The sequence below is a fragment of the Synechococcus sp. MEDNS5 genome (assembly GCF_014279875.1).
In the GTDB taxonomy this organism is placed as follows: Bacteria; Cyanobacteriota; Cyanobacteriia; order PCC-6307; family Cyanobiaceae; genus Synechococcus_C.
The window spans coordinates 344,026-369,191 of the sequence record NZ_CP047952.1; the positions used below are offsets into that span (position 1 = coordinate 344,026).

A 25,166-nucleotide genomic window follows, 5' to 3' on the forward strand; every position below is an offset into this window, starting at 1 on the left:
GAATGAGCAGCGGGACCCTTTACGACAAGGTTTGGGATCTGCATCGCGTCGCTGATCTTCCTGGTGGATCCACTCAGTTGTTCATCGGCCTGCACCTGATTCATGAGGTGACCAGTCCTCAGGCCTTCGCGGCCCTGGAAGACAAGGGACTTGCTGTGCGCTGTCCTCAGCGCACCGTGGCCACGGTGGATCACATTGTTCCAACCACCAGTCAGGCCAGGCCGTTTGCGGATCCACTCGCAGAGGAGATGCTGAGCACACTGGAGCGAAACTGTGCCAACCACGGCATCACCTTGCATGGTCTTGGCAGTGGTCGCCAGGGAATCGTGCATGTGATTGCGCCGGAGCTCGGTCTCACGCAGCCCGGAATGACAGTGGCCTGTGGTGACTCGCACACGTCCACGCATGGGGCCTTCGGGGCCATCGCCTTCGGGATCGGGACCAGTCAGGTGCGCGACGTCCTCGCCAGCCAGAGCCTGGCGATGAACAAGCTCAAGGTGCGTCGGATCTGGGTGGAGAACACGCTCACCCCTGGGGTGTTCGCCAAGGATTTGATCCTGCACGTGATTCGCTCCCTGGGTGTGAAGGCGGGGGTGGGACATGCCTATGAATTCGCGGGTCCAGCCATCGAGGCGCTGTCGATGGAAGAGCGCATGACCCTCTGCAACATGGCGATTGAAGGGGGTGCGCGCTGCGGTTACGTGAACCCTGATCAGACCACCTTCGACTATCTCCACGGGCGTGCTGAGGCGCCTTCGGCAGAGGCCTGGGACCGGGCGGTGAGCTGGTGGCGATCTCTGGCCTCCGGTGCTGATGCCCGCTTCGACGATGAGGTGCGCTTTGATGCCGCCACCATCGCTCCCACGGTGACCTGGGGCATCACACCCGGTCAGGGAATCGGTGTTGATGAGACCGTGCCCACGCCCGAGCAGCTTGACCCTGCCGATCGTCCCATCGCGGAGGAGGCTTATCGCTATATGGATCTGGCGCCCGGACAGGCGATCGCAGGGGTGCCTGTGGATGTGTGCTTCATCGGCAGTTGCACCAATGGACGGCTCAGTGATTTGCAGGCTGCGGCTGCGGTGGCCAGGGGACATCATGTGGCCTCGGGCATCCGGGCTTTTGTTGTGCCTGGATCTGAACAAGTGGCCCGGGCTGCGGAGGCCGAGGGTCTCGATGCCGTGTTCCGCGAGGCCGGATTTGAATGGCGGGAACCTGGCTGTTCCATGTGTTTAGCCATGAATCCTGATCGGCTGGAGGGGCGTCAGATCAGCGCCAGCTCAAGCAATCGCAATTTCAAGGGCCGGCAGGGTTCGGCCAGCGGCCGAACGCTGCTGATGAGTCCCGCGATGGTTGCTGCCGCCGCCATCACAGGTCAGGTTCGTGATGTGCGGCAGCTGAACTGCATGACTTCCGATGACTGAGACCACTCCTTTCCCGCAAGGTCCAATCCCGATGGTGAGGGGGCGCGCACTCGTGCTGCGCGGCGATGACATCGACACCGATCGGATCATTCCCGCCCGCTTCCTCAAATGCGTCAGTTTCGAGGCTCTCGGAGCACAGGCCTTTGCGGATGATCGCCAGGAGCTGGCCGGTCGCCATCCCTTTGATCAGTCCGTGCACGCCGGGGCCTCGATCCTGGTGGTCAATGACAATTTCGGCTGCGGGTCAAGCCGTGAGCATGCTCCCCAGGCGCTGATGCGCTGGGGGATCAGGGCTCTGGTGGGTGTGAACTTTGCTGAGATCTTTTATGGCAACTGCCTTGCGCTCGGGATTCCCTGTGCCACCGCCTCGTCGCAGCAGATCAGCCTTCTTCAGGATGCTGTGGCCGTGGATCCTTCAGTGAACTGGCTGCTTGATCTCAACGGTCTTACTTTTTCAGCCGGTTCCGTCTCCGAGTCGATCCAGGTGGCCTCGGGTGCTCTCGACATGTTGCGCAGTGGTCAGTGGGATGCCACAAGCCAGTTGGTGGCACGAGATGCCGAACTCACACGCACCATGGAGAACCTTCCTTACCTTCGCGGGTTCTGACGCGGCAGCCGGCTCCAGGATTGTCTATGAATGAGACAGAGGGGCTCAGGTCATGGTGAATCCCAGGTTTTATTCATGGGCAGCTGCATTGTTCACAGCGCTGCTGACACCCTTGGCTCTCCAGGCGGGAACGCCGCAATCCATCAAGGTTGTTCCCTATGGAACGCCGCAGGAGCGATTGCTTCAGCTTGGAGCCTGCACCGGATGCGATCTGCGTGGGCTGAGCCTTCAGGGTGAGCATCTGATTGGTGCGGATCTGCGCGACGCTGATCTACGGGGAGTGGATCTTCGGCAGGCCAATCTCGAAGGGGCCGACCTCAGCGGTGCTCGGCTCGATGGAGCTGATCTGCGCGGAGCACGGCTCAGCAATGCCGACCTCACAGACACAGACCTGCGACGTGCCGACTTGCGCGATGCGGTTGTGATCAATGCCTATGCCCCGAATGTGCGAACGGATGGCATGCGTTTTGCCGGGGCCGACCTCACGGGGAGTCATCTGATCTATGGCGGCGGTCCCGACTGATCTGCAGCGCTTTAGAAGGGGCGACTGTCGAGGGGGTTGGGGAGAGGGTCTGACGAATAGGGAATGAAAGGTCGGCCCGTTCCGGTGAAGTTGAAGTCGTTGAGGCGGAAGCGGAATCCACCGATGCCCTCATAGGGGTTGTAGTAGAAGCCGAGGTCATAACTGCGTCGCTGCCAACGCAGTTCGATGTTCGAATTGATCACATCGCCGTAGAACTCCGAGGCTGGATCGATGTTGAGAGCAACGCCTGCATTCAGAATTAGGGGGCCTGCGATCTGCTGCGTTAGGCCAAATCCAAGGGTGCCGAGATCGATGGCTTGATCGAATTCAAAAGGACTGGATCCCTGCTTCAACGTTCCTCCGCCAACAACAGACAGTTGGGTGTAATCGAGGAAGGGCTTGCTGAAAGTGCCAAGGGTGAGCGTTGGTCCTCCAGTAAGGCTGATGGTGTTCTGGCGGTTGCCGTCGCCGAATGCTGCCAGCGAGGTGTTCACATTGGAACGCAGCTCCAAGCCAGGAACAATCGCCACAGGGCTGTAGCGGTAGGCCGCTTCAGGGGTTAGCGATGCAGGCTTCCCACGCCAAAGTTGGTAGCTGCTGTTGAGCGAGCCGTAGAAGTTGGCCCGCAGGGTGTCGATCAGGTTGGTGCTGGTGAAGCTCTCTGCCTGATAGTTGCCAACCCCAAAGCGCCAGATGTAGTCGTTGCTCAGCTTCCCCCAACGCCAATCACCTTTCTGCTCAGCGAAGGCACCGAGTGCGCTGTAGACATCCGTCTCACCAAGTGATCCGTTCCAGGTTCGATAGCGGTAAGCCCCAAAAACGCGAGCGTTCACGTCGCCGATCCATGGCAATGGAACAGTGCGCTTCGCTGTACCCCAGAAACGACTTCCGTTGCTGAAGTTGCGGGGATTGAAGGTGCTGATTTCGGCCTCAATGTTGGTCGACAATCCCAAAATCTTTGCGTTGAGCTCCGCCTCTAGACCGAAGAGGTCACCGACGGTGTTGTCTTGGGTGACCTCTTCGCTATCGATGGATGATCCAGGCGCCACATAGCTGTTGTTGTCACCATTGATGGCGCGCTGGAGCAAGAATTGAGGCTGGATGTCTAAGACGACATCATTAGAGAACTCAATTGGTCGCAGGTTTCGACCGACGAAGAAGCCGCTGCGGTCTTCATTGTCGATTCCGAAAACCCAACGGTTCTCCACCTCTTCCTGTTTCTGGATTCTCTGTGTTCGAGATACAGGAATCGGCAAACGCTCTTCAACGATCAAGCGATTGCGTTCACTCTTGATCAAGATGTCGCCATTATCTTCTTCTGTTGCCACCACGTTTTCGGCATCAATGCGTGTCTGCGCCGGGGTGAAGGGGTCGTTGGTGAAGGCCATGCGATCGGCGCTCCACCCATCTGGAGTGAGACGGACCCTGGCAGCCTGAATGCGCCAGCGGCTGATTTCTCCTGTGATGAACTGGGTTCGTCCTTTTTTGTTCAGCTGGGCGGGTCTCACTCCGCCGTAGCGATTGGCTGCGAGCACTTCATTATTTCGAGCATTGGCGGATCCACGGTTGCGTTCAAATACGAGACGCTGCTGCAGCTGAATGCTGCTGATGCGCTGATCGATAGCGGCGATCGCTTGTGTTCGCAGACGTTCCTGTTCCCAGAGAGACAGCTTGGAATTTTGTGTTTGGGAGAGGACTGGGGTGGAGGGTGCGTTGGCTGAGGTCGACGGCGCTGGGCGCATGGGGTTGCCGAGCGTGATGTCTTCGAGTTGCTCGTTCAGGGGCTGGGGGGAGACACGCGCGCTGCGTACTGGGTCAGGGCAGCCCAAGGGCGGTGGTGCCTGCGGTGAGATGGCTTCGGGCTTGTCCTGGCCCCAGCGGTAACGGACGCCGATTAGGTAAGCGTTACTTCCTTCCTTTACGCCGCTGTAGGTGCCGAAAGCACCGGATCGGTGGTGGATGCGTCCAACCAGGGAAAGCTCTGGAGAGACGGCTGCCTCCAGTTCAAAGGCGAGGTAATTGAGGAGCTGGGCGAAGTTCTCTCGATAGGTGCGTTCGTAGTTGCTAACTGCGGAGTTGTAACTGATGCCTTCCACAAAGCCGAAGCTCAGCCAAGGTTGAAGCCAGAGGCGAGCTCCGATGCCAATGATGCCCTCGGCGAAAGCTTGATCGGGGGTGTCGGCATTGGGGACGCTCTGGTTGAAGGGGCCTCCTTGCTGTTGGTAAGCCTGGTGGCCAAAGAGATCCGCTTCCAGTTCGATCGCCAGCGGGCCAGCGCGCCAGATGCGCTTCTGCATGCTCACGCCCAGCAGGTACTCCGGACGCAGGCGTCCGTTGAACAGAAAGGTGTCGCCGAAATTGGAATCGATCATCTGCCCGCCCCAGGCGGTGATCGCCCAGGGATGGGGATGCCAATTGGGAATCGGGGGAAGATCTGGCGGACACGCCATACCGACCTGATCATCAGAAGCTTGACGGGGCGCAACCTCAGGCACCAGCCATTCCGGAGAGAGGGGAAGCTCCAAATCCCAGAATGTGCTGTCATCCCCTTGCGGACTCAGTCGCTCTGCGGTGCTGGCCCCAAGGTCGATGTCGAGAGCAGTTGGAAATCCAAGCCCACTGCTTTCCAGCACGGGGAGCCTTCGCTCGGGTGTATCTGAGGGCTGACGTGTTTGCCCTCGGTCGGCATTGCCTGCGGAGGGGAAGGGATTGAAATCAACGGCTGCTGTGTCCAGATCCAAGACGCCGTACACGTCTTCCATTTCTCCGCTGCCTTGGATCAGGCTTAAGCGCAGGGTGCTGGCTTGGAAGTACTGGGCCCCCCTGCGAAAGCGCACACTTCCGCGTGCAAAGAGCGTGTTGAACTCAGCGTCGAATTCGATGCGGTCGGCTTGAAGCACCCCACCGTTGAGGGTGGCCTGCACATCGCCTGTTGCGATAAACAGGTTGCGGCGGGCGTCGAACGACTGGCTGTTCGACCGCAGAAGCAGTTCAGCCGGAGGTTGAATCGCTTGTGGCTGTAGGTCCTGCTGATCACTGGATGTGGCCGACGGATCTGGATCATCCTCAGGGGTCTCTTCGACGAGTACCTCGGCGTTGGACTCAGGAACGATGCCGAAATCCACTAACTCTTCCCCCTCCGCCGCTCCAACAGGAACGATCAGAGCCGAAGCGATGGCCAGCAGACCCGTGATGGTGATTGGCGCCCGGAAGGCTGGCAAACCCGCTCAGCAGTGGCCGGCGATCCTCCCATGGGCAGGAGCATTACAAGCCGTTGGATGACCAGTGATCGGCGTGGACCCGACCGATGGAACTTCAGCGAGTGGTGGTCAATCTTCGAGGTCCTTACGGCTCGGTGTGCGGCTGGGATCGCTCGCGAGGAAGCCGAACACGAAGATCCCGAGGAAAAAGAAGACGACCGAGTAAACGGAGATCTTGAGGGCGAGCATGGAGACCGACCGGCGTCATGGACAGCGTCATCATCTTATGGGTCAAGGATGTGAGTTCACGATGCAGGACCCTCTGCAGCCCCGGCGATTGGCGTGGATTGAAACGTTTCGGTGTCGCAGTCGCCTGGATCTACTGCCCAGGTGGCACCGCTGCGGTGATCATGAGCAACGGCCTGTGCTGACGGAACCCTGGGGGGCAGTCCACCGACCTGACTGGGCTGAGCGGGGGTTGTTGATCTGGCCCAGAGGTGGCGTATGGCTGAACATTGAGCAGGTGATCCGCTGGCCGTCGCACTGGCTTCAAAGCTCACATCAGCAGGAGCGTCTTGTGCTCAGTTGGTGGGCGGATGAGGTCCGGGTCTGGGTTGATGATGTGCTGGTCCACAGCGGTGACCTGTTCGATACCCGCTGCCGTTGGGTTCTGCCGGAGCGTTGGCGCAGCAGTTCAGGACTGCGGGTTCGGCTTGAGCTGCGCAGCCCATGCCATGACGATGGCGCTCTGATCAGCAGCCAGTTGGTGAGGGAGCCGTGTGATCCCCAAGTGGACCCTGACGGTTGCCTCCTGCCGGAGGCGTTGGATCTTCTGCAGCTCAGCCATCCTCCAATCCCTGAGTCGTGGCTCGACTGTGAGCCCAGTTCAGACCGGGCTGTCGCCTTGGTGCAGGCCCATCTGGCAGAGCAGGCTCCCGCCAATGGTGTCTTGCATTGGGTTGGCCATGCCCACCTTGATCTGGCCTGGCTCTGGCCAGTGGCCGACACCTGGCAAGCGGCCGAGCGCACGTTCCGTTCGGCCCTGGCGTTGATGGAGCGCTGGCCGGATCTGCATTTCGCCCATTCCACGCCGGCTCTTTATGCCTGGATGGCCCAGCATCGGCCTGCGCTCTTTGCCCGCATTCAGGAGGCCAGTCGTAAGGGGCGCTGGGAGCCCATCAATGGCCCCTGGGTCGAAACCGACTGCGTTCTGATCAGCACAGCCTCCCTGTGGAGGCAGTTCGACAGCGGCCAACAATTCAGTCGCCAGCACTTCCCTGAATGGAGGCATGACCTGGCCTGGCTGCCTGACAGCTTCGGATTTGGCGCCGGGCTTCCTGCGGTCGCCAACGCCACCGGCGTGCACTGGTTCTGCACCCACAAACTGGCTTGGAACGCGACGAATCCATTCCCCCACAGGTTGTTCCGCTGGCGAGGCCGCGGCTCCGCCGAGGTGATGGCCTTGATGCTTCCTGGGATTGGCACCGATGCCGACCCCGTGGCGATGGGGGCTGAGCAGCTCGCGTTTCAACAGAGCACTGGCATCGACCGGGCGTTGTGGCTTCCCGGTGTGGGAGATCACGGAGGTGGCCCGACGGCCGAGATGCTGGAGCAGCTGCAGCTCTGGCAAGACCATCCTCAGTCTCCGGCCCGTGAAGGCGGCACCGTGCGTGGCTTTCTGCAGCACCTGGAGCCTCTGCGCACGGAATTACCGGTTTGGCGTGATGAGCTCTATCTCGAGCTGCATCGGGGTTGTGCCACCTCTCGCCCTGATCAGAAACGCCACAACCGAACCCTGGAGCGACTGCTGCGGGAAGCCGATCTCGTGGCAGCACTGCTGGGCCGGGAGGGGCAGGACTGGGCCTGGTCGGTCCTGCTCTTTCATCAGTTCCATGACATTCTTCCCGGCACGGCCATCCCAGAGGTGTTTGATCATGCCGAACCGCAGTGGCGCGCCGCCCGTCGCGCGGCTGCGGCTGCCCGTGATGCAGGTCTGAAGCATCTCCTCTCTGGGGACTCATCGGACCATGGCGATGAAAGCTTCGCCCCTGGGCGCTGGGCCTGGTGTGCGCTGCAGCCCCTGCCGCGCTGGTCGCCGCTGGTACGGCTTCCGCGAGGGCAATGGTCCAGCGCCGGTCGGGGGCTGCCGGTTCAGGCGGCAGCTGCCGGCGGTGTCTGGGTGCAGCTGCCTCTCGTCGATGGAGTGAGTGCGGTGCCGCTCGAGCGCTCTGACCATCGTTCCGAGCCTTGTCAGAGCGTCGAGGCTGTGCGCGACCCCGTTCGGGTCACAGCCCTTGAAAGCGGAGGTTGGAGGCTATCTAACGCACAACTCTCCATCGACGTTGGGCCCCGGGGACTGGTCGGTCTGCGGGATGCTGGGGGTTGCGACTGTCTGGCGGCACCGCTGCGCCTGAACCGCTACCGCGATCACGGTGAGTTCTGGGATGCCTGGGATCTTGCCGCTGAGTACCGGAAGCATCCGTTGCCCATGCCAGAGCGCTGGCAGGTGGAGCTGCAGGACTCTGGCCCCTTGGTGGCCCGCGTCACGCTGCGCGGGCAGTTCGGAGTTAGTGCACTTCGACTGGATGTGCTGCTCTGTGCTGACTCTCCCCTCGTGGAGCTGCGCCTCAGTGTTCAGTGGCGCCAGTCCCATGAGGTCTTGCGCCTTGAGTGTCCCCTGCTGAGCCCTGCGGTGCGCTGGGCCTCCGACACCAGCGGTGGTGTGATCGAGCGACCTGCCGTGCCGCGCACACCCATGGAGAGAGCGCGATGGGAGGTGCCTGTGATCTCCTGGTTGGCCAGCGTTTCTGCCGCTCCAGGAGGTGGGCTGGCGCTGTTGCTCAATGGACCTCAGGGTGCTGATGCAGGGTCAGATCACCTCGGGGTGTCCTTGCTCAGAGGTCCAACCTGGCCGGACCCCTCGGCCGATGCCGGCTGGCATCGGCAGCGTGTGGCATTGATGCCGCTGGCCGAGGGATGGATGCGCAACGGTGTGCCTCAGGCGGCCATTCGATTCCGAGAGCCGGGGTGGCATGGCCCTGTGGGCCTACAGGCCCTTTGGCAGGGGCTTCCCGCTGTCCCCGATGGCGTGATCCCCTTGGCCATCAAGCCCTCAACAGCAGACTCGGCGTTGGTGATTCAGCTGCTGAACCCCGGCGCCCAGCGCTTGTGTTGGCACCTCGATGGTGTCTGGGCGATGCCAACGGGGGAGACCAGCATCCAATTGAGGCCCGGTGAACTCAGGGAAGTTCGGTTGGTCCGTCAGTCCTCGTGATCGTCGAAGGGGTCGTCGAGGCGTTTTGAGGGCGGACCGAAGGCTGTGTACACACCGAAACCGGTGAGACCAAGCAAGGCAGCCAGAACGGCGATCGCAACGGACATGGCCGGCGAAGAACTTTCCATCACATCTCTCGACAGGATCGGCCTCTTCCGGGCCGGGACCCCTAGAGTATCTGGACTGAACTACACCCGAGACCCAAGCGCCGTTATGGCTCAACGCACTCGTCTGGGCGATCTGCTCCGTCCCCTTAATTCTGAGTACGGCAAGGTTGTGCCTGGCTGGGGAACCACCCCAGTGATGGGAATTTTCATGGTGCTGTTCCTGGTTTTCTTGCTCGTCATCCTGCAGCTTTATAACCAGTCCCTGATCCTTGAAGGGATCAACGTCAACTGGAATGGGGCTGGCTGATTTCTGCCGGCTCATCCCCCTTTTGGGCGAGGCTCATGAACGTGTTTGGAATCGGCCTTCCTGAGATGGCCGTCATTGGCGCCGTTGCATTGCTTGTGTTCGGTCCGAAGCGCCTTCCTGAGCTCGGCCGCACCCTGGGCAAGACCTTGAAGGGGTTTCAATCCGCTTCCAAGGAATTTGAGCGGGAAATCAACAAAGCCATGGCTGAGCCTGAGGTGCTTCCTGAGGCTTCTGAGCCCACGACGGACACCACGCCGTCGAAAGGCGCCAGCGCTGACTGATCGTGATCAACTCCGGCGACCTCCGATTGGTGGTGGGTCTTGGCAATCCGGGTGACCGTTACGCCTCGACCCGTCACAACGTGGGGTTCATGGTTCTTGAGCAGCTTGCTGCGCGGGAACATGCACGGTTCAGAGCCATGGCCAAGCTCCAGGGTGATCTTGCGGATATCGGCGCCGGCCCCGATCGTTTGCGCCTGTTGATGCCCAAGACCTTCATGAATGAGAGCGGCCGATCGATCCGGTCCACCCTCGACTGGTTTGGTTTGAGCTTGGGACAGGTCATCGTCCTCGTTGATGACATGGACCTGCCTCTGGGACGCCTGCGCTTGCGGGCCCAAGGCAGTGCCGGCGGTCACAACGGCTTGAAAAGCACGATTCAGCATCTCGGCACCCAAGAGTTCGCACGTCTTCGCATTGGTATTGGCGCTCCGGGGCGTTCGCCTGAGGAGCGGCGGGCTCGCACCGTGTCCCATGTGCTGGGGCAGTTCAGCCGTGAGGAAGAGCCTTTGCTGAAGGAGGTGTTAGACGAAGTTCTCGCCGGGCTGGAACGAATCCAGCGTCAGGGATTGGAGAGGGCAGGGAATCACATCAATGCCCTGAATCTCGCCCCTGCTCAGAGTGAGTCGGGTTGATGGCGCCATTGCCCGTCACCACGGCACATCTAAGGGTGCATCGCCAGAGTTTCAGCGACCAGTGTTTGGAAGGTGAGGTTCAGGCCGGTGGCTTTGTCTGGGAGTTTCAGTGGTTCTTCAACCGCGGTGAGCTCAGCGTTGAGCCTTCGCTCGGACGCGCCCTGATCCAGGATGCGTTGCTGCGATTTTTGGTGAGGTCCGATTACCGGCTGGAGGCTGGAGGGGATTACAGCTTCACGGTGAGAGCCAAGTTCTGATGTGGGGGGCTGGCGCAGGCCATTGGAAACGGCAGTTGAGCGCAGATTCGAGTGTCACCAGTGCTGCAACAGCATCGAGATCGCAGGGGGGGATGCGTAGTCCCTCAGGCAGCAGTCGCCGCCAGCCTCTGGGAGGCCAGAGCTCCCAGTAGCGACTCCTTGCCAGAAGGGTGGTGCCGCGTTCGTCAACAATGGTGACCTGCAGATCCGCCGGTAGCTGCTCACGCCAGTGCTCACTGGCTGTGCCGTTGCCCATCACCATGCGAGCAAGAGGGGCCTGCGAGCGCCACTGCTCCAGAGTTTCCAAGACGGAGCCTGTTTGGACGACTTGGCCCTCAAGGACGACTTCCAAATCCGTGTCGACGAGCACGAGCCCGCACTTGCTTCGGCCTGGATCCAGAGCGGCGATGCGGGTCAAGGAGAGTCCTCCGCAGGGGTGGGCTTGAAGCTGCGTTGAAGCCGAATCTCAATCGCCACGGGGTCGGCTGTTTCAGTGCCGCCGAGTGCCACCGCTTCCAGCTCAACCCGTCCGGTGCTGCGATCGATCAGGGTCTGTCCAAGCGCGTTCAGCGCCTGGGAGTCGAATTGCAATCCTTTGCTGATGGATCCGCGCCGTTGAATCTCCGCCAGCGTTGAGGCCAGTAGCAGGTTCAGCCTGTTGCGGACCTGTTCCGCGGATGTTTCTCCGCTGGCCAGGGCGGTCGCCGCAAGCACCTCGCCATCGCGGGTGATGGTGAGGTTCGGCCTGACCTCAGGAAAGGCATACACAACCGTTTCTCCCTGCAGCACGTTGGCGGCCGAGCGCAGCAGCACAACCCACGTGCCTGGTTTGCGGATGGCGTCTTCCAGGCGTTTGATGTCCTGACGGGGCACCAACAGGATCTGCTTATCGGGCGCTTGCCCTGGGAGAACCTGCTGGTAAGCCTGCAAATTGGCCTCTCTCAGCACCTGGTCGATCACCTGGCGCGCCTGGTCAGGACGTTCAAGCTTGAGGGTGGCTGTTGCGAGGGGCTGGCCACTGCTGATGGCCACATTGCCGCGGCGCAGGGCCAGAAGATTGCCTTCCAGCTGTTTCAACTCGGCTTCGCCGGAGCGGATGCGATTGCGCACCGCGGCAAGCTCACGGTCGGTTCTGCGGATTTCGTCGTCGCGTTGGCGAACGTCCTGGCTCAGGCGCAGTCGTTCTGCTTCCAGTCGGCGCGTTTGCTCCTGTAGGGGTTTGAGTGTTTCTCTCAGCTCGTTGGCTTGCTTGCGCGCTTCTTCAAGGCGTCTGCGCGCTTCGATTTCATCCTTGCGCGCTGTCTCGAGTTGTTGTCTGGATTGTCTCTGCGCCGACCGGCTGGACTCCAGGTCCGCCCGGCTGGTGCGCAGCCGGGCCTGGAGGTCATTCAGTTCAAAAAGGCCAACGCGCAACTGCCGACTCACGAGCAGCATCAGGCCCAGGGAGAGGACGCTGATCAGACTGCCGGTGAGCACCGTGATCACCACCGCGGTCTGACGGGGACGCAGGCCGAAGAGGCTCAGCCGAGCCTTGCCCACCCTGGATCCGAGGCGATCCCCCAGGGTCGAGAGCACGCCTCCGAGGACCAGCAATGACAGCAGCAGTAACCAGCCGGTCACAGTGAATTCATTGCAGGGCGTGCAGGTTAAACGCCGCTATCTTCACCCGTCCGACGGTCAGCTGAAGCGTTTGGCCAAGGCGATCGGATCGAGCACTGTGATTTTTTTGCGGTCAATCTCTACAAGTCCCGAATTGCGTAGGTCTCCAAGGAGGCGGGTAATCGTGACCCGGGTGGATCCAATGGCCTCGGCGATGGCTTGGTGCGACAGCCGCAGATCGATCGTGATCCCCTGGTTCCCAGGGATGCCGAAGTCGCGGCAGAGCACCAGCAGAAAACTCACCAGGCGGGACGACATGTCGCGGTGGGTGAGTGTTTCGATCATGGTCTCCGTTTGGAGAATTCGGCTTGAAAGTCCCTGCAGCAAGAGCAGTCCAACCGAGGTGTCGGCTTCGATGGCCTGTCGGACTGATGTGGCGGGAGCCGTGACCATTTCCACTCTCGTGAAGGCTACGGAGTGGTAGAAGCGATCGGAGCGATGGCCGGTCAGCAGAGAAAGCACACCGAACAGGCTGTTCTCTCGGAGCAGCGCCACGGTGATCTCCTCCCCTGACTCGTAGACGCGAGAGAGGCGCACCGCACCTCGGCGGATCAGGTAGACACGCTCGGCGGGATCGCCCGGGAAGAAGATGGTTTTGTTGCGTTCCACCAGCTCCGTGTTGGCGCCATCCAGGTCTCGGATCACCTCCAACAGGGTTCTGCTGGAGGGAGCGGGTGCGTTGGCCAAGCTCACATTGGTGGCTCGACCGGCCTGGGGCACTGTGCGACTGAAGCCGCGGATCACTTCGGGCATGGCCAGCACATCGCTCAGGGGAAGCTAAGAAGTGATCGACTCTCACCCTGTAGCAACGCACACGGTTCGAAGGGCTCAGCGCAGTTGTAGAGCCTCGTTCTGGGCGTCCATGAGCTGCTTCAGCCCAGGTTCCGCTCGGTCGAGGAGCAGGTTCAGTTGCTGCCGGCTGAAGGCTGTTCCTTCCGCTGTTCCCTGCAGTTCCAGCAGGTCACCGCGGTCGTTCATCACCACATTGAGATCAACATCAGCCCTGGAATCCTCGCTGTAATCCAGATCCAGCAGGGCCTCGCCCCCGAGTAGCCCCACCGACACAGCCGCCACCTGGGAGCAGACCGGATTGGTCTGGAGGACCCCCTGCTGCACCAGGGACGCGCAGGCGCGATGCAGGGCCAGCCAGGCTCCGGTGACGGAGGCGGTGCGCGTGCCTGCGTCGGCCTGAATCACATCACAGTCGACCAGCAGGGTGTTCTCTCCCAGCGCCTCCATGGAAAGTGCGGCTCGCAAGCTGCGGCCGATCAGGCGTTGGATTTCCTGGGTGCGTCCAGAGAGCTTGAGCCATTCCCGTCGCTGGCGTTCGGGGGTGGAGCCAGGCAGGAGCCGGTATTCCGCGCTGAGCCAACCGAGGCCCTGATCACGGCGCCAACGCGGTACGCCTTCTTCGCGGCAGACGCTGCAGAGCACAGCGGTTTGGCCGGTGCGAACGATCACGGAGCTGAGGGCGAAGCCCATGGGATCCCATTCGACGGCGAAGGGCCTCAGTTCGGACGCTTGGCGTCCGTCTTTGCGGGAGCTGGTGTTCATGCCTGGCGACGATGGCTTGATTGAGCCTGCCAGTTGGACCGAGACACCATGGGCCGAGACACCATGGATGGTGTCAAAGGGCTTGTGGATCGGATTCGCACCGCTAGATTCAAACTCTGCTGGGCCGTCTGGACACCAGCCCTGACGCCAGCGACCGAGATGACAACCAGCCTGAGCCCCAGCCATCGATCCCGAGACGCCCGCAGTGCGGATCATCGGACGCTGGAGCAAGCCGGTTTGCGCGGACTGCCTGCCCTCGAGCCGAGGCCGCCGTTGCATCTGGTGGCCCAGGAGGGACAGCTGCAGGTTCACACGGCCCCGTACCGTGGCAGTTACGGCACCGTGTTAAGTCAGGCTCTGCGCAGCGCAGGGCTGGGGAGCCGGGTGATGGTTGCCCAGTTCCTTAAAGGCGGTGTTGTGCAGGGGCCTGATGCAGCCGTCACGCTTTGTGATCGCCTCGTCTGGATGCGTCCGGCCGTTCTGGAGTGCCTGTCTCAGCCTGTTGCTCAAGCGGAGCCAGGGGTTGTGGACGCTGTGCAATCCATCTGGAACGCCTGTTCCACGCAGCTGAGACGTGGAGATCTTGATCAGCTGGTGCTCGACGAGCTCGGTCTGGCCATTGCCTACGGCTATCTCGATGAGCAGGAGGTGCTGTGTCGTCTGGAGCAGCGTCCGGCATCGATGGATGTGATCATCACGGGGCCATCCATCCCCGACTCACTGATGGCTCTGGCTGATCAGGTCACGGAATTGCGCAGGGGGTTCTGATGCTGAAAAACGATCGCTGGATCACCGAGCAAGCTGCTCAGGGGATGCTTGAGCCCTTCCAGGCAGGGCTCGTGCGTCATTTGGAGCCTGATCAGAAGTTGCGCCCAGTGTTGAGTTTCGGTTGTTCGTCCTATGGCTATGACCTGCGCCTCTCACCGCAGGAGTTCCTGATCTTCAAGCATGTGCCGGGCACGGTGATGAACCCCAAGCGCTTCAATCCCGCGAACTTGGAGCCCACCGAACTTCATCATGACGAGGACGGTGATTACTTCATCCTTCCGGCCCATTCCTATGGCTTGGGTGTGGCGTTAGAAAAGATGAAAGTGCCGCCCAACATCACAGTGATCTGCCTGGGCAAGAGCACCTATGCCCGCCTGGGCATCATTGTGAATACAACGCCGGCGGAAGCCAGTTGGGAAGGGCACCTCACTCTTGAATTCAGCAACAGTTCAGGCGCTGATTGCCGCATCTATGCCAATGAAGGCATCTGCCAGCTGTTGTTTTTTGAAGGTGATCCCTGCGACACCACCTACAGCGATCGCCAGGGCAAATATCAACACCAGCCTGAGCGGGTAACGCTCGCAAAAGTTTGAAACCTTGCGAGGCGCCCTGACCTCAGGGCGCCAATCGTGCCTTGTGCAGTCGGCTTTTTTCGTACCAGGCCGCGAACTCAGGTGCCCACTGCTGCAGGTGGGGCCACATCAGGTCGCAGAGCTCGCGGATTTCCTGCTGTGCATCGAGCTTGGCGCGCAAGTCCATGAAGTGCAGGAAGGCTCGCAGGCTGAAGCTCACCACGAAGTGCTGGCGGTAGTCAAAGGGAAGAATGCCGCGGGCATGTTCCTCAGCGAAGCCGGCGCGCAGTCGATCCCGATAGCGTTCGGACGCCTGCCGGCAGAGCTGCAGATCCTGCGCCCGCAACGCCTCGCTGTAGGTGTATTTCTTGCCTTGGCGATCGCTGTAATCCCCCACTGGCCTGAGGTAGAAAACATCTTCCAGATCCAGTTCGCCATCGGCAGCTCTGGCAATGCGCTCGCCCGTATAGCGCATGGATTGCACATCGAAGCTCACACCCACCCGATGGGTGCGGGCCTGCTGCATCACCGAGTGGGGAAACCAGCCCACGTTCAGCACGATCTGGGCATGCTCGAGCGGACCGTAGTGGCCTCGCTCGCCGGCGAGTAAACGCTTCACGCAGATCTCGCCGGCTTTGGTTTCGTCAGGCCAGTCGGCGCGGTCTGCAGCCACAAAGCCCTCGCTGTAGTCCTGATGCATGCCGGCATACACGCACTGCTGCGGGTTGGGGGTGGCGGCAATCAGGTCGACGCGGAAGCGGGGATCCATGGTCACGTCGGATTGGGAAAAAAGCGTGTGCTGATCATGGCCGGTCTGCTTAGGAATGGCTGCGTGGGCCGGCGGCCGAGTCCATCGTGGTCGGCTCGGGCATGGGACTGGTACTGCCAACGCCCGTCAGCGTTGGCAAGGCTGCATTCGTTACCAGCGCGGCGGCCAGGGTGTTCAGTTCGCTTTGCGTGCGTCCACCAATCGAGCGCCCTCGCAGCTGTCCATCAGCAGCGAACAGGTTCAGCTGGGGAATGCCAGTCACGTCGTAGCGGTCGGTGAGGTCGAGCCAGCGAGGGTTGTCGATGTTCACGAGGACGACGTCGAGATCGTCGGTGTGTGCGTTTTCCATCGCCAGCATCGCGGGAGCCATCTCCCGGCAGACCTCGCACCAATCGGCGTAGAACTCCAGGATCGTGGGCCGGCCATTGCTCAGTGCAACCTCTGGCGCCAGGGAGCGTCGGGCCAGCTGGTCGAGGGGTGATTCCGCCATCCCTCCGTTGCGCACCAGAAACAGGCTCACGGCTAATGCAATGGCCGACACGAGCAGAAGACCTTTCTGCAGGGGTGTGAGGCTTGAGCTCTCGGGAGTGCCAGTCATCCAGGAGAGGGATCGAGAACCCATCTTGACAGGACAAACCAGCTGCTGTTGCTAGCGTTTAGCCGTGGATCCAGCATCGCTATCCGGTGTCTATCCATCAGGGAACCCCGCCACGCTGATGCCACTCCTGCGCTTTTTGCTGCTGCCCCTCAGAGCTCCTTTGCTTCTGGTGCTCTTCGGTGTGTCGCTGTTCCTCGGTCATCACTGGGCCATACAGGAAACCTGGCTTGCGCAGGCCCATCAGATGAGTGTCCACGTGTTCTGGACGATTGAACTGATTCAGGCCTTTGTTGTTGTGGTGGTCTGCACCATGCCTGATCTGCTGCTGCGACAACTCTCCTTGCTGATGGCCTCCAGTCGGGTGCTCAGCCTTGTGGTCACGCTCACCTTGGTGATCACTGTTGGCTTGTATGTGCTCAGCCTCAGCCTGCTCTCTGATGTGTTGATTCTGGCCTCTGCCACCCTTCTGGCTCGGTTGGATCTCACCCGGATCAAGGTGGTGCCGTCTCCCCAGATCACCGCCTTCTGGCTGTCAGTGATTGTGATCAGCGGAATCTGGATCGGTCACGACCTTCCCAGTCCGGTCTGAGATAGGCCCAGAGATTCCCGAGCACTTTCTTGGTGTACAGCCTCGTTTCCGGATAGGGAATCCGTTCAACCCAAAGCTCCGGATCCCGGGCGAGTTCCTCACTCCGCCAGGAACCAGCTGCTCCCGGCCCAGCGTTGTAACTTGCGGCGGTGAGCCAGGGGTTTCCCTGCCATTCCGTGAGTAACCAGGCCAGGTAACGCGCTCCCAGGGTTGCGTTGCGTCCGGGTTGCCTGAGATCAGCATCGCTGAGAGGGGCTCCTGCCATCTCCGCTGCAGTGGCCGGCATCAGCTGCAACAGGCCCACGGCTCCCACCGGCGATTGCACGCCTGGGGAAAAGCGAGATTCCTGACGGGCGATCGCCAGAAGTAATTCCAAGCGCACCGCTTCCTGCTGCGCTGCGGCGCTGAACTCAGGCAGAAGTGGTCGGGGGTGTTGGCTTTGATGCAGCTGCAGCTGCGTGTCGTCATCGGGAGAGACAAGCCGCAGGTTGGCCCTCCACAGCCGACTCAGGCCCGTCCAGAAGTCCTGCACCCCCAGGCGCAGCCGACCTTCGATGAGCTGGCTCTGCGGGGATGGCTTGGCCGTGGCCTGGCTGCTGCGCCAGGTGTCCCAGGCCTCCTGGCGCAACCCCAGTCTCCAGAGTTGATCCACGAAGCGATCACCGCTGTTCAGAGGGCTCCAGCCCTGACGCTCCCAGGCGTCGTTGTTGGCATTGATGGTCCGGGTTGCAGTGGCAGCCGCTTCCCCGTTCAGTGCGGGCAGATCGCCGCCTCCAAGCCGGGCTTCGGCACGCCAGGTGTAATACCCCGGCGGATAGGCCTTGATCAGGGCCTCCCAGACCCGCTCTGCCTGCTGCTGTTTCCCCAGCTTGGCCAAACTGAAGCCGATCCAGAACTGCTGTCGTGCGGCCAGGGGATCGGGCAGCTTGTTCCCGGGGATGGTCTTCAGAACGCTGAGGGCCTGGTCCCATTGGCCCTCCAGTAATGCGTTGCGGGCCAGATCCCATTGCAGCTGCCAGATCGCGGGGTGATCCGGCCATTGTTTCAGGACCTCCAGGCCGTTTCGGTCGGCGTTCAGGCGTACGCGGGCTGCGGCCACATCCGCTGAACGCTCTTGCAGCTGTAGTGGCAAGGCATCCAACAGCGCCTGATTCGGCCTCAGCGGCTCACTCAGCAGAGCCGCTGCCCTTAAGGCTTCCTCGGATTGAGGATGGGCGTTGGCCAGCTGCAGCAGCATTGCTTCCCCGCGACGTTTCTGGGCTGGGGTTCCGCGCCAAAGGGTGCGGCCGATGATCAGCGCCTGGGGCGGTTGCAGCGGGGTGCCCTGCAGGCAGAGCTCCGAGGCCGTGCCATCCCCGAGTTCGGCCAGGGCAGAGGCAAGGTTGAGCCGTTGCTCTTGAGACAGTCCCGTGCCGGTGATATCCCCACAGGTGCGGCGAATGAGGTTGGCCGCTCCAGGCCAGCGGGGGCCCCAGCGTGCCAGGTGCAAGGCGTTGGCCTGAAGGGTGTCCTGGTTGGCGTCATCGGGGAGTTCTGCAGCCGCCGCGAGGGTGGCGGGATGGGCAGGCTGCTGGGACAGCAACTGTTGTTTCAGTTGCGCGTCGTCGCCCTTGAGGTAGTAGCGGGCATCGGCGCTGGCGGCGCTGGTTGGGAAGCGCTCGAGCAGGCTTTGCCAGCGCTGCTCTGCTTCGACGGGCCGGCCGGCCCGTCGAGCTGCCAGGGCCTGCTGCTTGAGCGCCACGGCCGCCAGGGGCGACGGTCCCCATCCCTGGCCAGCGAGCAGCCGTCGCTGGCGCTCTGGTGAGTCCCGACTGCGACTGGCGAGGAGCAAGGCCGCTTCCCTGCGCTGCAGCGGGTCAATCGACCAGCGATAGCGCGCCCATACCTGCGCGCTCTCCATGCGAGCGGTCACAGGGACGTGACGCTGACGCAGCAGCCGTTGGCCCCCCACGATCGCCATCACCGTGAGAATCGACGTGCCTCCGAGGAGCAGCAGTCCGCGGGTCGGTCCAGCACTCACACACGGTCTTTGAACTGCTGGCATTCTGTTGCCAGTGGCAGGCATTGGATGGGTGCGGATCAGCGCACGCCCCGCCCGGGGCGGCGGCAGCGACTGCGTTGCGCGATCGTCTGCGGTGTGGCCCTTGTGCTGTGGGGGATGCGCTGGCTCTGGCCGTTGCAGTGGCTGCCTGGATGGATGGTGCTTCTGGTTGGCGCCTGGGCGTTGCTGGAACTGGCGGCCATCCTCTTGATTCCGCAGCGCTGGCGTTGAACGCTTGGCGTGCAGCTATTGGCCTGTCCTTGCGCCGAAGTTCTGATGCTGTCGGGCCTTTTAAGGTTCACCCATCAATGAGACTCCATGGCCTCACCTGCATTCCATCCCCTGGATTGTCCTGATCCTGCCCAGGTGAGTTTTGGCACCGATGGCCTGCGTGGCCATGTCGGTACGGCGATCACCTCCACGCTGGCTCTGCAGGTGGGGTTCTGGTGTGGACGGGTTCTCCCCTCTGATGGGCCTGTGCTGATCGGGATGGATTCCCGCACGAGCGGATCCATGCTCGTATCGGCACTCGCGGCCGGTCTCACCGCAGCGGGGCGGGAGGTCTGGACCCTTGGGCTGTGCCCAACCCCGGCAGTGCCGAGCCTGATCCGCCGGTTTGAGGCAGCCGGTGGCTTGATGGTGTCCGCCAGCCATAACCCACCGGAAGACAACGGCATCAAGGTGTTCGGTGCCGATGGCAGCAAGCTCGGCTCTGCGCTTCAGTCGCGCATCGAAGCCGGTTTGCGCGGTCAGGAGCCGCCGTTACCGCAAGCGCATGCGTTCGGGGTGTCACACCAACGGTCTGATCTACTCGATCTCTACCAACAGGATCTTCTCCAAAGCGTGCAGCATCAGCGGCTGGATGGTGTGCCGATTGTTCTGGATCTCTGCTGGGGCTCGGCGACAGCCTGCGGGGCCGCGGTGTTCTCCGAGCTCGGTGCCGATGTCACGGTTCTCCATGGCGAAGCCGATGGGGAGCGGATCAATGTGGGTTGCGGGTCCACCCATCTCGAGCCCCTGCGGCGGGCCGTGCTGGAGCGTGGGGCGACCATGGGTTTCGCCTTTGATGGTGATGCCGACAGGATGCTGGCGGTTGATGGCCGGGGCCGCATCGTCGATGGTGATCATGTGCTCTTCCTATGGGGCTCAGCGCTGCAGGACAGCGGCGTGCTCCCCGACCAGAGGCTGGTGGCCACGGTGATGTCCAATCTCGGTTTTGAGCGGGCCTGGCAGGCGCGTGGCGGGCAGCTTGATCGCACTCCGGTGGGTGATCAGCATGTTCATGCCGCCATGGTCCGCAGTGGTGCGGCGCTCGGCGGCGAGCAATCCGGCCACATTCTTTCCTCAGCCCACGGCTTGTCGGGTGATGGGGTGCTGACGGCCCTGCAGTTGGCCAGCCTTTGCCATGGCCAGGGGATCACCCTGGCCGATTGGTTGGACCGCAGCTTTGAGGCTTACCCCCAGAAGCTGGTGAATGTGCGGGTACCTGATCGGTCACGCCGCAAGGCCTGGGCGGACTGCCAACCACTTGCTGATTTGGTGCAGCAGGCCGAGCGCAGCATGGCGGACGACGGGCGGGTGCTTGTGCGGGCCAGTGGCACCGAGCCACTCCTGCGGGTGATGGTGGAGGCGGCCGATCCCAAGGCCGTTGAGCATTGGACCCAGCGCCTGGCGGACGCGGCGGACAAGCACCTCAATGCGGCGTGAGCTGACAGCAATCGCGGGCCAGGGCCAGAGCGCCATCACAGGCGTCTCCTAGGGGTTGGGTCCAGCGAGCACCTGGTAAGTGCTGCTGCATTGCCTGGTGTACGGCGCCGTTGAATTCCCTGAGATTCAGAAGTGCGCCTCCGTGGGCGCAGAGGTTGGGTTCATTCAGACTCAGCTGTCTGGCCACGGCGCTGGCGGCTTCGGCGAGAGCGAATGCTGATCGATCAAGGATTCTCCGGGCTTCGCGATCTCCCTGGGCGGCGGCTTCATCCACCAGCGGTGCCAGGCGTGCTAGATCGGCAGGCTGATGATCCTGCTGCACCACCAGGGTTTTGAGCGCGTCGGCGGTGCGGCAGCCGAGGCTTTCCCACAGCCTCTGGCGCAGGGGCCCATCGGCCAGACGTCCATCGGCCATGCGCAGGCTCACCTGCAGGCCCTGGTGCCCGAGGTCGAACGCTGAACCTGCGCCATCGAGGCGCCAACCCCAGCCGCCGCAGCGGTGTTCTTCGCCAAGGGTGTTGCGTCCCACCACGATCATTCCCGTTCCACTGATCAGCACGATTCCGGCTTGGTCGGCGAAGGCGCCGCGCAGGGCGGTGCGTTCATCGCCCGTGGCGACGCAGCGCCCCTCGGGGAGGTTCACCACTTCATGCAGCAGTGAGGCTGCGCGGGTCTGCAGAGCTGTGCCGGCTTCCACGCCACTCGCCCCCACGGCCGCCGCAGCCAGTGGAGCCTGGCAGCCATGGGGCCAGGCGGCCTGCAGGCTGGAGCGGATGGCTTCCCGGAAGCGTTCCTCGCCGCCCGAGGCATCCAGATGGCTGACGCCGCTGCCAGTGCCCTCTCCCACCACATGCCAGCCACCCCCAGTCCAGCGACTGAGCCTGCAGCGGCAATGGGTCTGACCAGCATCGAATCCAGCCAGCACGGGGGTGGTGTCCGTGGTGGAGTCAGTCATGCCTTTGGACGGGATTGGCTGAGGGTGGCCAAGCAGAACCATCCACTGATCTGCACTTCAGGCCGGAAGAAGATGGTGTCGGCGGCCCCATGCACGAGCAGCCCGGTGATTGCTGCCAGGCAGCCGATGCAGGGAAGAGCCAGATCAGCATCGGACGCCAGTGCTTTCAAGCCGCTACGCACGCTGGCAAGCGCTAACCCCATACAGGCGATCAGGCCCGGAATGCCTGTTTCCACAAGCAGTTCCAGAGGCACGGAGTAGGCGCTCAGGGCATTGAATTTCGGTTGTTGATACAAGGGGTAGACGCTGTTGAAGGCAGCGTTCCCCGGGCCGATTCCCAACCAGGGGCGGTCTTGGATCATGTCGATCGCAGCCAGCCACACATTGATCCTGAAGTTGTTGGAGCTGTCGCCGCGTCCGGCAAGCAGGCTCATCACCCGGGTGCGGATCGGGTCCACCTGGGTGACGGCCAGTGCCAGCAGCACCCCCCCGGCCCCCAGCAGGGCCAGGGGCACCAATCGCTTCCAGAGTGGGGGCCAGTGGCGAATGGCGCGAAGCACCAGAAGCAGCACCAGGCTGCCCAGGGCCGCCACCAGGGCCAGCCATCCCCCTCGGCTGTAGCTGAAGAGCACCGACGCACTCCCAAGGATGAGGGCAGTCGCCGCAAAAACCCGGCTTCCCCATCCGCGCCAGCGGATGCAGGCCACCAGCGCCAGCGGCAGGATCGGCACCAGGTAGCCCGCCAGCAGATTGGGGTTGCCGAGCGGCCCATAGATCCGGATCGTTCCTTCGGCGACTGAATTCGGGTCAGCCCAGCGGGCCAGCTCTTCGGTGGGGGCATAGAGCTGGCGCAGGGCCAGCACATCGGTGACGAGCGATCCCCCGAGGAGAGCTGCCATCAGCCGATCCCACCATTCCGGCCGCACGGCGAGCAGCTGGCGCATCAAGGCGTAAACCCCCAGGTAGCTGAGCAGTTTCACCAGCCCCTTGAGGGCCGCGGCAGGGACTGGCGAAAAGCCTGTGGCCAGCACGGCGACGCCCAGAAACAGCAGCAGCCAGCCGCTGATTCCACCCAGCCGCTCGGGAGGCTTGGTGAGCGACCACAGCAGCCAGAGAGCACCGCAGGCCAGCACGATCAACCCCAGCCCCGTGCGCGTGACCAGAGGCAGTCCTGCGAGCAGCAGGATCAGCGTGATGCCGGCCAGATTGCTGAGGCGCTTCTGCTGCGTTGCCGAACCGGGGAGACATCCCTGCCAGCGCAGCAACCATGGGGACGGATCTGAAGCCTCAGCCATCCGGGGGGGATGCATCATTGGCGGGATTATCGACCCGTTGCCAAGCAATCTCCAGATCTTCACGATCCGGCAGTGGCTGCTGGTTGCGCCTGTAGAGCACCCGATAGGCAGGGAGACCCAGCTCCTGCACATAGCGTTCCCGTTCCGTAGGCACCGGCAGAGGGTTGTCGGCTCTCCAGGGTTGGGCGTCCTCGGCGGGGCGATCAAAGCATCCGCTCAGCTCAACCAGGGCCACCATCGGGTCGATCACGGCCAGCACGTCACTCTGAACAAACAGCTCCCGACCCGGTTGCAACGTGGCAGCAATGGCCAGCAACAGGGAGGGTTGCAGCACGCGTCGTTTGCGGTGCCGACGCTTAAACCACGGATCCGGAAACTGAATGCTCACCAGCTGCAGGCGATCGTGTGGCAGCGCGGCCATCCATCCTTCCAGGCTGACATTGGCATTGCAGAACAGATAGTGCAGGTTGAGGCGTTCAAGGCGGTCCCGATCGCGCTGGGCGGATCGCACCAGGGGCCGTCTGATTTCTACACCCAGGTGATTGCGATCCGGCCTTATTGCGGCCAGCTCCTGCAGGTAAAGGCCCCGGGCGCAGCCGATGTCCAGATGAATGGGGCGGCTGGGGTCATCAAACAGATGATCCGGCGCAGGCAACTCCAGCGGCAGCTGAAAGAACCGGCTGAGGGGATTGACGTGCTGACGCATCAGGACGGCGAGGACTCGAGCGGTGCATGGCGGAGAAGGCCCCAGCAGGCGGTGTATCCATGCAGATGCGTCGCGCCGCCGAGGGGACCGATCTCGCCGTTGCAGAAACTTCCGGCCATGGGGAGATTCGGCATCACCTCACGGGCGATGCTCACGTCGCCATCAGCGGTTCCGAACAGGCCGCTGCCTCGGCCCAGGCAGGCGAACAGCAGGCCACAGAGCGGATCCTTCTCGGCTGAGGTTGAGTGGCTGGTTTGCAGCAGTTGGCGTGCTTCCTGGCGGGAGGCCTGCGCTTCCCGCAGCTGAAATTGAACGTTCTGCCCCGCGCGAACCCTCTCGGCCACGGCAACGGCTCCATTGCGGGGATCCACACCGATCAGGTTGCGAACCAGGAACGTGCGCTCCTGCTCGTTGTTGCCTGCTGGATCGGACTGTCCGCTGTCGGATGCGAAGCGTTGCAGCTTGGCCAGTGCGGCCCCTGCGGAGAGTTCCTGCCGCTCAACACCCAGAAACAGCGAGTGCTGCACCAGTTCACGATCTTCGGCGCTCAGTCCTGCAAGCACCCGCTGCAGGCAAGCCACGGGGCTGTCGCGCCGGTCGCCATCGCTGAGTTCCAGAAGCACATTGCGCTGGGCCTGCTCAATCGCGAACACCGGACCGATCGGTCGACACCCCTGCGCCACCACAGGGTCGAGAAACCAATCGCCGCCAATGCTGAGGCCAACGGCTCCGGCTGCGACGCCATCGCCGCAGAGCAGGGAGCCATGGGCGGCGTTGTGGGGAATGGCGATTCCGCCGATCTTGTCCACCGCGGGGTAGGCGTAATCCAGACCGCTGATCAGATCATTGATGCCGCTGCACGTGGGATCGATCAACAGCAGAAGTGATCGACTGGATCCCGGCTTCAGGCCCACCCACTCGTGCCAGTGCTGCGCAGCGCCGTCAAGATCCGGAAGGTCGTTGCTGTTGAGTTGCACGCTCTGCAGCTGGGCTCCAGGAAGGTTGAGCAACATCACGCTCAACGCAGGGTTCTGCTCCACTTCATGGGCTTCGTTGTCCGCTGTGGTGCCCACAACACCACCGCCGAGGCATCCCAGCCAGTGGCTGGCGTGAAGACGCTGCTGAAGCAGGGGCAGCAAGCGGGGAAGATCACTGGCGAAGTGACTGGACACGAACACCAGGGCAACGTCGGCAGCGTTGGCCCCGAGGGTGCTGGACACATCCCGAACGGCCTCCTCCATGGATGGCTGATGGGAGAGGGCATGGCGGCAACGCGCTTGGGAACCCGAACTCCGGAACCAGTCGAGAGGATTAAACGGAACCATGAATTGGACCCTACCA

General features: G+C 62.4%; 27 protein-coding genes. 13 read left to right on the top strand and 14 right to left on the bottom strand.

All coding sequences use genetic code 11. The features are described 5' to 3' along the window. Positions 1 to 2 precede the first annotated feature (2 nt). Genes leuC through SynMEDNS5_RS01475 form a run of 3 tightly spaced genes read left to right on the top strand, consistent with a single transcriptional unit; the run spans position 3 to position 2,554 of the window. On the top strand, positions 3 to 1,424 hold the full coding sequence (gene leuC, locus SynMEDNS5_RS01465; RefSeq protein ID WP_186583987.1) for a 3-isopropylmalate dehydratase large subunit: 1,422 nt from the start codon (positions 3 to 5) through the stop codon (positions 1,422 to 1,424). After that, a complete protein-coding gene (locus SynMEDNS5_RS01470; RefSeq protein ID WP_186583988.1) occupies positions 1,417 to 2,031 on the top strand; it encodes a 3-isopropylmalate dehydratase small subunit 2 in 615 nt (204 codons plus the stop codon). The genes leuC and SynMEDNS5_RS01470 overlap by 8 nt, the downstream gene beginning before the upstream one ends. A 52-nt stretch (positions 2,032 to 2,083) precedes the next feature. Continuing rightward, positions 2,084 to 2,554 (top strand): pentapeptide repeat-containing protein, encoded by a 471-nt coding sequence (locus SynMEDNS5_RS01475; protein ID WP_186583989.1) that lies wholly within the window; start codon positions 2,084 to 2,086, stop codon positions 2,552 to 2,554. Between the two features lie 11 nt (positions 2,555 to 2,565). On the opposite strand, the gene SynMEDNS5_RS01480 is transcribed toward SynMEDNS5_RS01475, so the two are convergent. Next, positions 2,566 to 5,775, bottom strand: a complete 3,210-nt coding sequence (locus SynMEDNS5_RS01480; RefSeq protein WP_186583990.1) for a DUF3769 domain-containing protein — start codon at positions 5,773 to 5,775, stop codon at positions 2,566 to 2,568. Between the two features lie 108 nt (positions 5,776 to 5,883). Then, the gene (locus SynMEDNS5_RS01485; RefSeq protein ID WP_006042333.1) at positions 5,884 to 6,003 is read right to left on the bottom strand and encodes a photosystem II reaction center protein I; all 120 of its coding nucleotides are present in this window, start codon (positions 6,001 to 6,003) and stop codon (positions 5,884 to 5,886) included. A 61-nt stretch (positions 6,004 to 6,064) separates the two neighbouring features. Here SynMEDNS5_RS01485 and SynMEDNS5_RS01490 point away from each other — a divergent pair, with 61 nt between their 5' ends. Next, positions 6,065 to 9,028 carry an alpha-mannosidase gene (locus SynMEDNS5_RS01490; RefSeq protein WP_370593558.1) on the top strand — a complete coding sequence of 988 codons (2,964 nt, stop codon included), beginning with the start codon at positions 6,065 to 6,067 and terminating at the stop codon, positions 9,026 to 9,028. Here the strand turns inward: SynMEDNS5_RS01490 and psbN are convergent. Next, positions 9,016 to 9,156 carry a photosystem II reaction center protein PsbN gene (gene psbN / locus SynMEDNS5_RS01495; RefSeq protein WP_186583992.1) on the bottom strand — a complete coding sequence of 47 codons (141 nt, stop codon included), beginning with the start codon at positions 9,154 to 9,156 and terminating at the stop codon, positions 9,016 to 9,018. The two genes, SynMEDNS5_RS01490 and psbN, sit on opposite strands and share 13 nt — an antisense overlap. A gap of 85 nt (positions 9,157 to 9,241) precedes the next feature. Here psbN and psbH point away from each other — a divergent pair, with 85 nt between their 5' ends. From psbH to SynMEDNS5_RS01515, 4 genes are read left to right on the top strand one after another with little or no spacing between them, the layout of a single operon-like run. Continuing rightward, a complete protein-coding gene (gene psbH / locus SynMEDNS5_RS01500) occupies positions 9,242 to 9,442 on the top strand; it encodes a photosystem II reaction center phosphoprotein PsbH (RefSeq protein ID WP_006042330.1) in 201 nt (66 codons plus the stop codon). Positions 9,443 to 9,477: 35 nt separating this feature from the next. After that, a complete protein-coding gene (locus SynMEDNS5_RS01505) occupies positions 9,478 to 9,723 on the top strand; it encodes a TatA/E family twin arginine-targeting protein translocase (protein WP_186583993.1) in 246 nt (81 codons plus the stop codon). Between the two features lie 5 nt (positions 9,724 to 9,728). Next, positions 9,729 to 10,355 (top strand): aminoacyl-tRNA hydrolase, encoded by a 627-nt coding sequence (gene pth, locus SynMEDNS5_RS01510; protein ID WP_186585778.1) that lies wholly within the window; start codon positions 9,729 to 9,731, stop codon positions 10,353 to 10,355. Further along, entirely contained in the window at positions 10,355 to 10,612 is a 258-nt protein-coding gene (locus SynMEDNS5_RS01515; protein WP_186583994.1) for a DUF3146 family protein, read from the top strand. The genes pth and SynMEDNS5_RS01515 overlap by 1 nt, the downstream gene beginning before the upstream one ends. Here SynMEDNS5_RS01515 and SynMEDNS5_RS01520 read toward each other — a convergent pair. The 4 genes from SynMEDNS5_RS01520 to rph form a co-directional block, all read right to left on the bottom strand. After that, positions 10,590 to 11,030 carry a resolvase gene (locus SynMEDNS5_RS01520; protein WP_186583995.1) on the bottom strand — a complete coding sequence of 147 codons (441 nt, stop codon included), beginning with the start codon at positions 11,028 to 11,030 and terminating at the stop codon, positions 10,590 to 10,592. The two genes, SynMEDNS5_RS01515 and SynMEDNS5_RS01520, sit on opposite strands and share 23 nt — an antisense overlap. Then, positions 11,027 to 12,232 (bottom strand): DUF3084 domain-containing protein, encoded by a 1,206-nt coding sequence (locus tag SynMEDNS5_RS01525; protein WP_186583996.1) that lies wholly within the window; start codon positions 12,230 to 12,232, stop codon positions 11,027 to 11,029. The genes SynMEDNS5_RS01520 and SynMEDNS5_RS01525 overlap by 4 nt, the downstream gene beginning before the upstream one ends. Before the next feature lie 57 nt (positions 12,233 to 12,289). Further along, positions 12,290 to 13,024 carry a global nitrogen regulator NtcA gene (gene ntcA, locus SynMEDNS5_RS01530; RefSeq protein WP_186583997.1) on the bottom strand — a complete coding sequence of 245 codons (735 nt, stop codon included), beginning with the start codon at positions 13,022 to 13,024 and terminating at the stop codon, positions 12,290 to 12,292. A gap of 75 nt (positions 13,025 to 13,099) precedes the next feature. After that, positions 13,100 to 13,825 carry a ribonuclease PH gene (gene rph / locus SynMEDNS5_RS01535; protein WP_186583998.1) on the bottom strand — a complete coding sequence of 242 codons (726 nt, stop codon included), beginning with the start codon at positions 13,823 to 13,825 and terminating at the stop codon, positions 13,100 to 13,102. Between the two features lie 159 nt (positions 13,826 to 13,984). Here rph and SynMEDNS5_RS01540 point away from each other — a divergent pair, with 159 nt between their 5' ends. Together SynMEDNS5_RS01540 and dcd are read left to right on the top strand one after the other, a co-directional pair. Then, positions 13,985 to 14,593: a cob(I)yrinic acid a,c-diamide adenosyltransferase gene (locus tag SynMEDNS5_RS01540; protein WP_186585779.1), complete on the top strand. Its 609-nt coding sequence runs from the start codon at positions 13,985 to 13,987 to the stop codon at positions 14,591 to 14,593. Further along, entirely contained in the window at positions 14,593 to 15,186 is a 594-nt protein-coding gene (dcd, locus tag SynMEDNS5_RS01545) for a dCTP deaminase (RefSeq protein ID WP_186583999.1), read from the top strand. Before SynMEDNS5_RS01540 ends, dcd begins: the two co-directional genes overlap by 1 nt. 22 nt (positions 15,187 to 15,208) lie before the next feature. On the opposite strand, the gene thyX is transcribed toward dcd, so the two are convergent. Together thyX and SynMEDNS5_RS01555 are read right to left on the bottom strand one after the other, a co-directional pair. Then, the gene (gene thyX / locus SynMEDNS5_RS01550) at positions 15,209 to 15,934 is read right to left on the bottom strand and encodes an FAD-dependent thymidylate synthase (RefSeq protein ID WP_186584000.1); all 726 of its coding nucleotides are present in this window, start codon (positions 15,932 to 15,934) and stop codon (positions 15,209 to 15,211) included. Positions 15,935 to 15,983: 49 nt separating this feature from the next. After that, positions 15,984 to 16,532 (bottom strand): thioredoxin domain-containing protein, encoded by a 549-nt coding sequence (locus tag SynMEDNS5_RS01555; RefSeq protein ID WP_186584001.1) that lies wholly within the window; start codon positions 16,530 to 16,532, stop codon positions 15,984 to 15,986. A 118-nt stretch (positions 16,533 to 16,650) separates the two neighbouring features. On the opposite strand from SynMEDNS5_RS01555, the gene SynMEDNS5_RS01560 reads away from it, so the two are divergent. Continuing rightward, positions 16,651 to 17,121 carry a hypothetical protein gene (locus SynMEDNS5_RS01560; RefSeq protein ID WP_186584002.1) on the top strand — a complete coding sequence of 157 codons (471 nt, stop codon included), beginning with the start codon at positions 16,651 to 16,653 and terminating at the stop codon, positions 17,119 to 17,121. On the opposite strand, the gene SynMEDNS5_RS01565 is transcribed toward SynMEDNS5_RS01560, so the two are convergent. Next, positions 17,078 to 19,165: a lytic transglycosylase domain-containing protein gene (locus SynMEDNS5_RS01565; RefSeq protein ID WP_186584003.1), complete on the bottom strand. Its 2,088-nt coding sequence runs from the start codon at positions 19,163 to 19,165 to the stop codon at positions 17,078 to 17,080. The genes SynMEDNS5_RS01560 and SynMEDNS5_RS01565 overlap by 44 nt on opposite strands. 24 nt (positions 19,166 to 19,189) lie before the next feature. Between SynMEDNS5_RS01565 and SynMEDNS5_RS01570 the strand changes: the two genes are divergently transcribed. Together SynMEDNS5_RS01570 and glmM are read left to right on the top strand one after the other, a co-directional pair. Next, the gene (locus SynMEDNS5_RS01570; protein ID WP_186584004.1) at positions 19,190 to 19,393 is read left to right on the top strand and encodes a hypothetical protein; all 204 of its coding nucleotides are present in this window, start codon (positions 19,190 to 19,192) and stop codon (positions 19,391 to 19,393) included. An 87-nt stretch (positions 19,394 to 19,480) separates the two neighbouring features. After that, the gene (gene glmM, locus SynMEDNS5_RS01575; protein ID WP_186584005.1) at positions 19,481 to 20,869 is read left to right on the top strand and encodes a phosphoglucosamine mutase; all 1,389 of its coding nucleotides are present in this window, start codon (positions 19,481 to 19,483) and stop codon (positions 20,867 to 20,869) included. Here the strand turns inward: glmM and SynMEDNS5_RS01580 are convergent. Genes SynMEDNS5_RS01580 through SynMEDNS5_RS01595 form a run of 4 tightly spaced genes read right to left on the bottom strand, consistent with a single transcriptional unit; the run spans position 20,856 to position 25,150 of the window. Next, complete coding sequence (locus tag SynMEDNS5_RS01580) at positions 20,856 to 21,824, bottom strand: BadF/BadG/BcrA/BcrD ATPase family protein (RefSeq protein ID WP_186584006.1); 969 nt, start codon at positions 21,822 to 21,824, stop codon at positions 20,856 to 20,858. The genes glmM and SynMEDNS5_RS01580 overlap by 14 nt on opposite strands. Then, positions 21,821 to 23,119 (bottom strand): IctB family putative bicarbonate transporter, encoded by a 1,299-nt coding sequence (locus SynMEDNS5_RS01585; RefSeq protein WP_186584007.1) that lies wholly within the window; start codon positions 23,117 to 23,119, stop codon positions 21,821 to 21,823. Before SynMEDNS5_RS01585 ends, SynMEDNS5_RS01580 begins: the two co-directional genes overlap by 4 nt. Beyond that, a complete protein-coding gene (gene trmB / locus SynMEDNS5_RS01590) occupies positions 23,112 to 23,825 on the bottom strand; it encodes a tRNA (guanosine(46)-N7)-methyltransferase TrmB (protein ID WP_186584008.1) in 714 nt (237 codons plus the stop codon). Before trmB ends, SynMEDNS5_RS01585 begins: the two co-directional genes overlap by 8 nt. Further along, positions 23,825 to 25,150, bottom strand: a complete 1,326-nt coding sequence (locus SynMEDNS5_RS01595) for an FIST N-terminal domain-containing protein (protein WP_186584009.1) — start codon at positions 25,148 to 25,150, stop codon at positions 23,825 to 23,827. Before SynMEDNS5_RS01595 ends, trmB begins: the two co-directional genes overlap by 1 nt. Positions 25,151 to 25,166: the final 16 nt, after the last annotated feature.

Excerpts from the sequence above, each read along its gene's own strand:
- leuC (WP_186583987.1), top strand. The coding sequence starts at position 3 with ATGAGCAGCGGGACCCTTTACGACAAGGTTTGGGATCTGCATCGCGTC.
- SynMEDNS5_RS01470 (WP_186583988.1), top strand. The coding sequence starts at position 1,417 with ATGACTGAGACCACTCCTTTCCCGCAAGGTCCAATCCCGATGGTGAGG.
- SynMEDNS5_RS01475 (WP_186583989.1), top strand. The coding sequence starts at position 2,084 with ATGGTGAATCCCAGGTTTTATTCATGGGCAGCTGCATTGTTCACAGCG.
- SynMEDNS5_RS01485 (WP_006042333.1), bottom strand. The coding sequence starts at position 6,003 with ATGCTCGCCCTCAAGATCTCCGTTTACTCGGTCGTCTTCTTTTTCCTC.
- SynMEDNS5_RS01490 (WP_370593558.1), top strand. The coding sequence starts at position 6,065 with ATGCAGGACCCTCTGCAGCCCCGGCGATTGGCGTGGATTGAAACGTTT.
- psbN (WP_186583992.1), bottom strand. The coding sequence starts at position 9,156 with ATGGAAAGTTCTTCGCCGGCCATGTCCGTTGCGATCGCCGTTCTGGCT.
- psbH (WP_006042330.1), top strand. The coding sequence starts at position 9,242 with ATGGCTCAACGCACTCGTCTGGGCGATCTGCTCCGTCCCCTTAATTCT.
- SynMEDNS5_RS01505 (WP_186583993.1), top strand. The coding sequence starts at position 9,478 with ATGAACGTGTTTGGAATCGGCCTTCCTGAGATGGCCGTCATTGGCGCC.
- SynMEDNS5_RS01515 (WP_186583994.1), top strand. The coding sequence starts at position 10,355 with ATGGCGCCATTGCCCGTCACCACGGCACATCTAAGGGTGCATCGCCAG.
- ntcA (WP_186583997.1), bottom strand. The coding sequence starts at position 13,024 with ATGCCCGAAGTGATCCGCGGCTTCAGTCGCACAGTGCCCCAGGCCGGT.
- rph (WP_186583998.1), bottom strand. The coding sequence starts at position 13,825 with ATGAACACCAGCTCCCGCAAAGACGGACGCCAAGCGTCCGAACTGAGG.
- SynMEDNS5_RS01540 (WP_186585779.1), top strand. The coding sequence starts at position 13,985 with ATGACAACCAGCCTGAGCCCCAGCCATCGATCCCGAGACGCCCGCAGT.
- dcd (WP_186583999.1), top strand. The coding sequence starts at position 14,593 with ATGCTGAAAAACGATCGCTGGATCACCGAGCAAGCTGCTCAGGGGATG.
- thyX (WP_186584000.1), bottom strand. The coding sequence starts at position 15,934 with ATGGATCCCCGCTTCCGCGTCGACCTGATTGCCGCCACCCCCAACCCG.
- SynMEDNS5_RS01555 (WP_186584001.1), bottom strand. The coding sequence starts at position 16,532 with ATGACTGGCACTCCCGAGAGCTCAAGCCTCACACCCCTGCAGAAAGGT.
- SynMEDNS5_RS01560 (WP_186584002.1), top strand. The coding sequence starts at position 16,651 with ATGCCACTCCTGCGCTTTTTGCTGCTGCCCCTCAGAGCTCCTTTGCTT.
- SynMEDNS5_RS01565 (WP_186584003.1), bottom strand. The coding sequence starts at position 19,165 with ATGCCAGCAGTTCAAAGACCGTGTGTGAGTGCTGGACCGACCCGCGGA.
- SynMEDNS5_RS01570 (WP_186584004.1), top strand. The coding sequence starts at position 19,190 with ATGGGTGCGGATCAGCGCACGCCCCGCCCGGGGCGGCGGCAGCGACTG.
- glmM (WP_186584005.1), top strand. The coding sequence starts at position 19,481 with ATGGCCTCACCTGCATTCCATCCCCTGGATTGTCCTGATCCTGCCCAG.
- SynMEDNS5_RS01580 (WP_186584006.1), bottom strand. The coding sequence starts at position 21,824 with ATGACTGACTCCACCACGGACACCACCCCCGTGCTGGCTGGATTCGAT.
- SynMEDNS5_RS01585 (WP_186584007.1), bottom strand. The coding sequence starts at position 23,119 with ATGGCTGAGGCTTCAGATCCGTCCCCATGGTTGCTGCGCTGGCAGGGA.
- trmB (WP_186584008.1), bottom strand. The coding sequence starts at position 23,825 with ATGCGTCAGCACGTCAATCCCCTCAGCCGGTTCTTTCAGCTGCCGCTG.
- SynMEDNS5_RS01595 (WP_186584009.1), bottom strand. The coding sequence starts at position 25,150 with ATGGTTCCGTTTAATCCTCTCGACTGGTTCCGGAGTTCGGGTTCCCAA.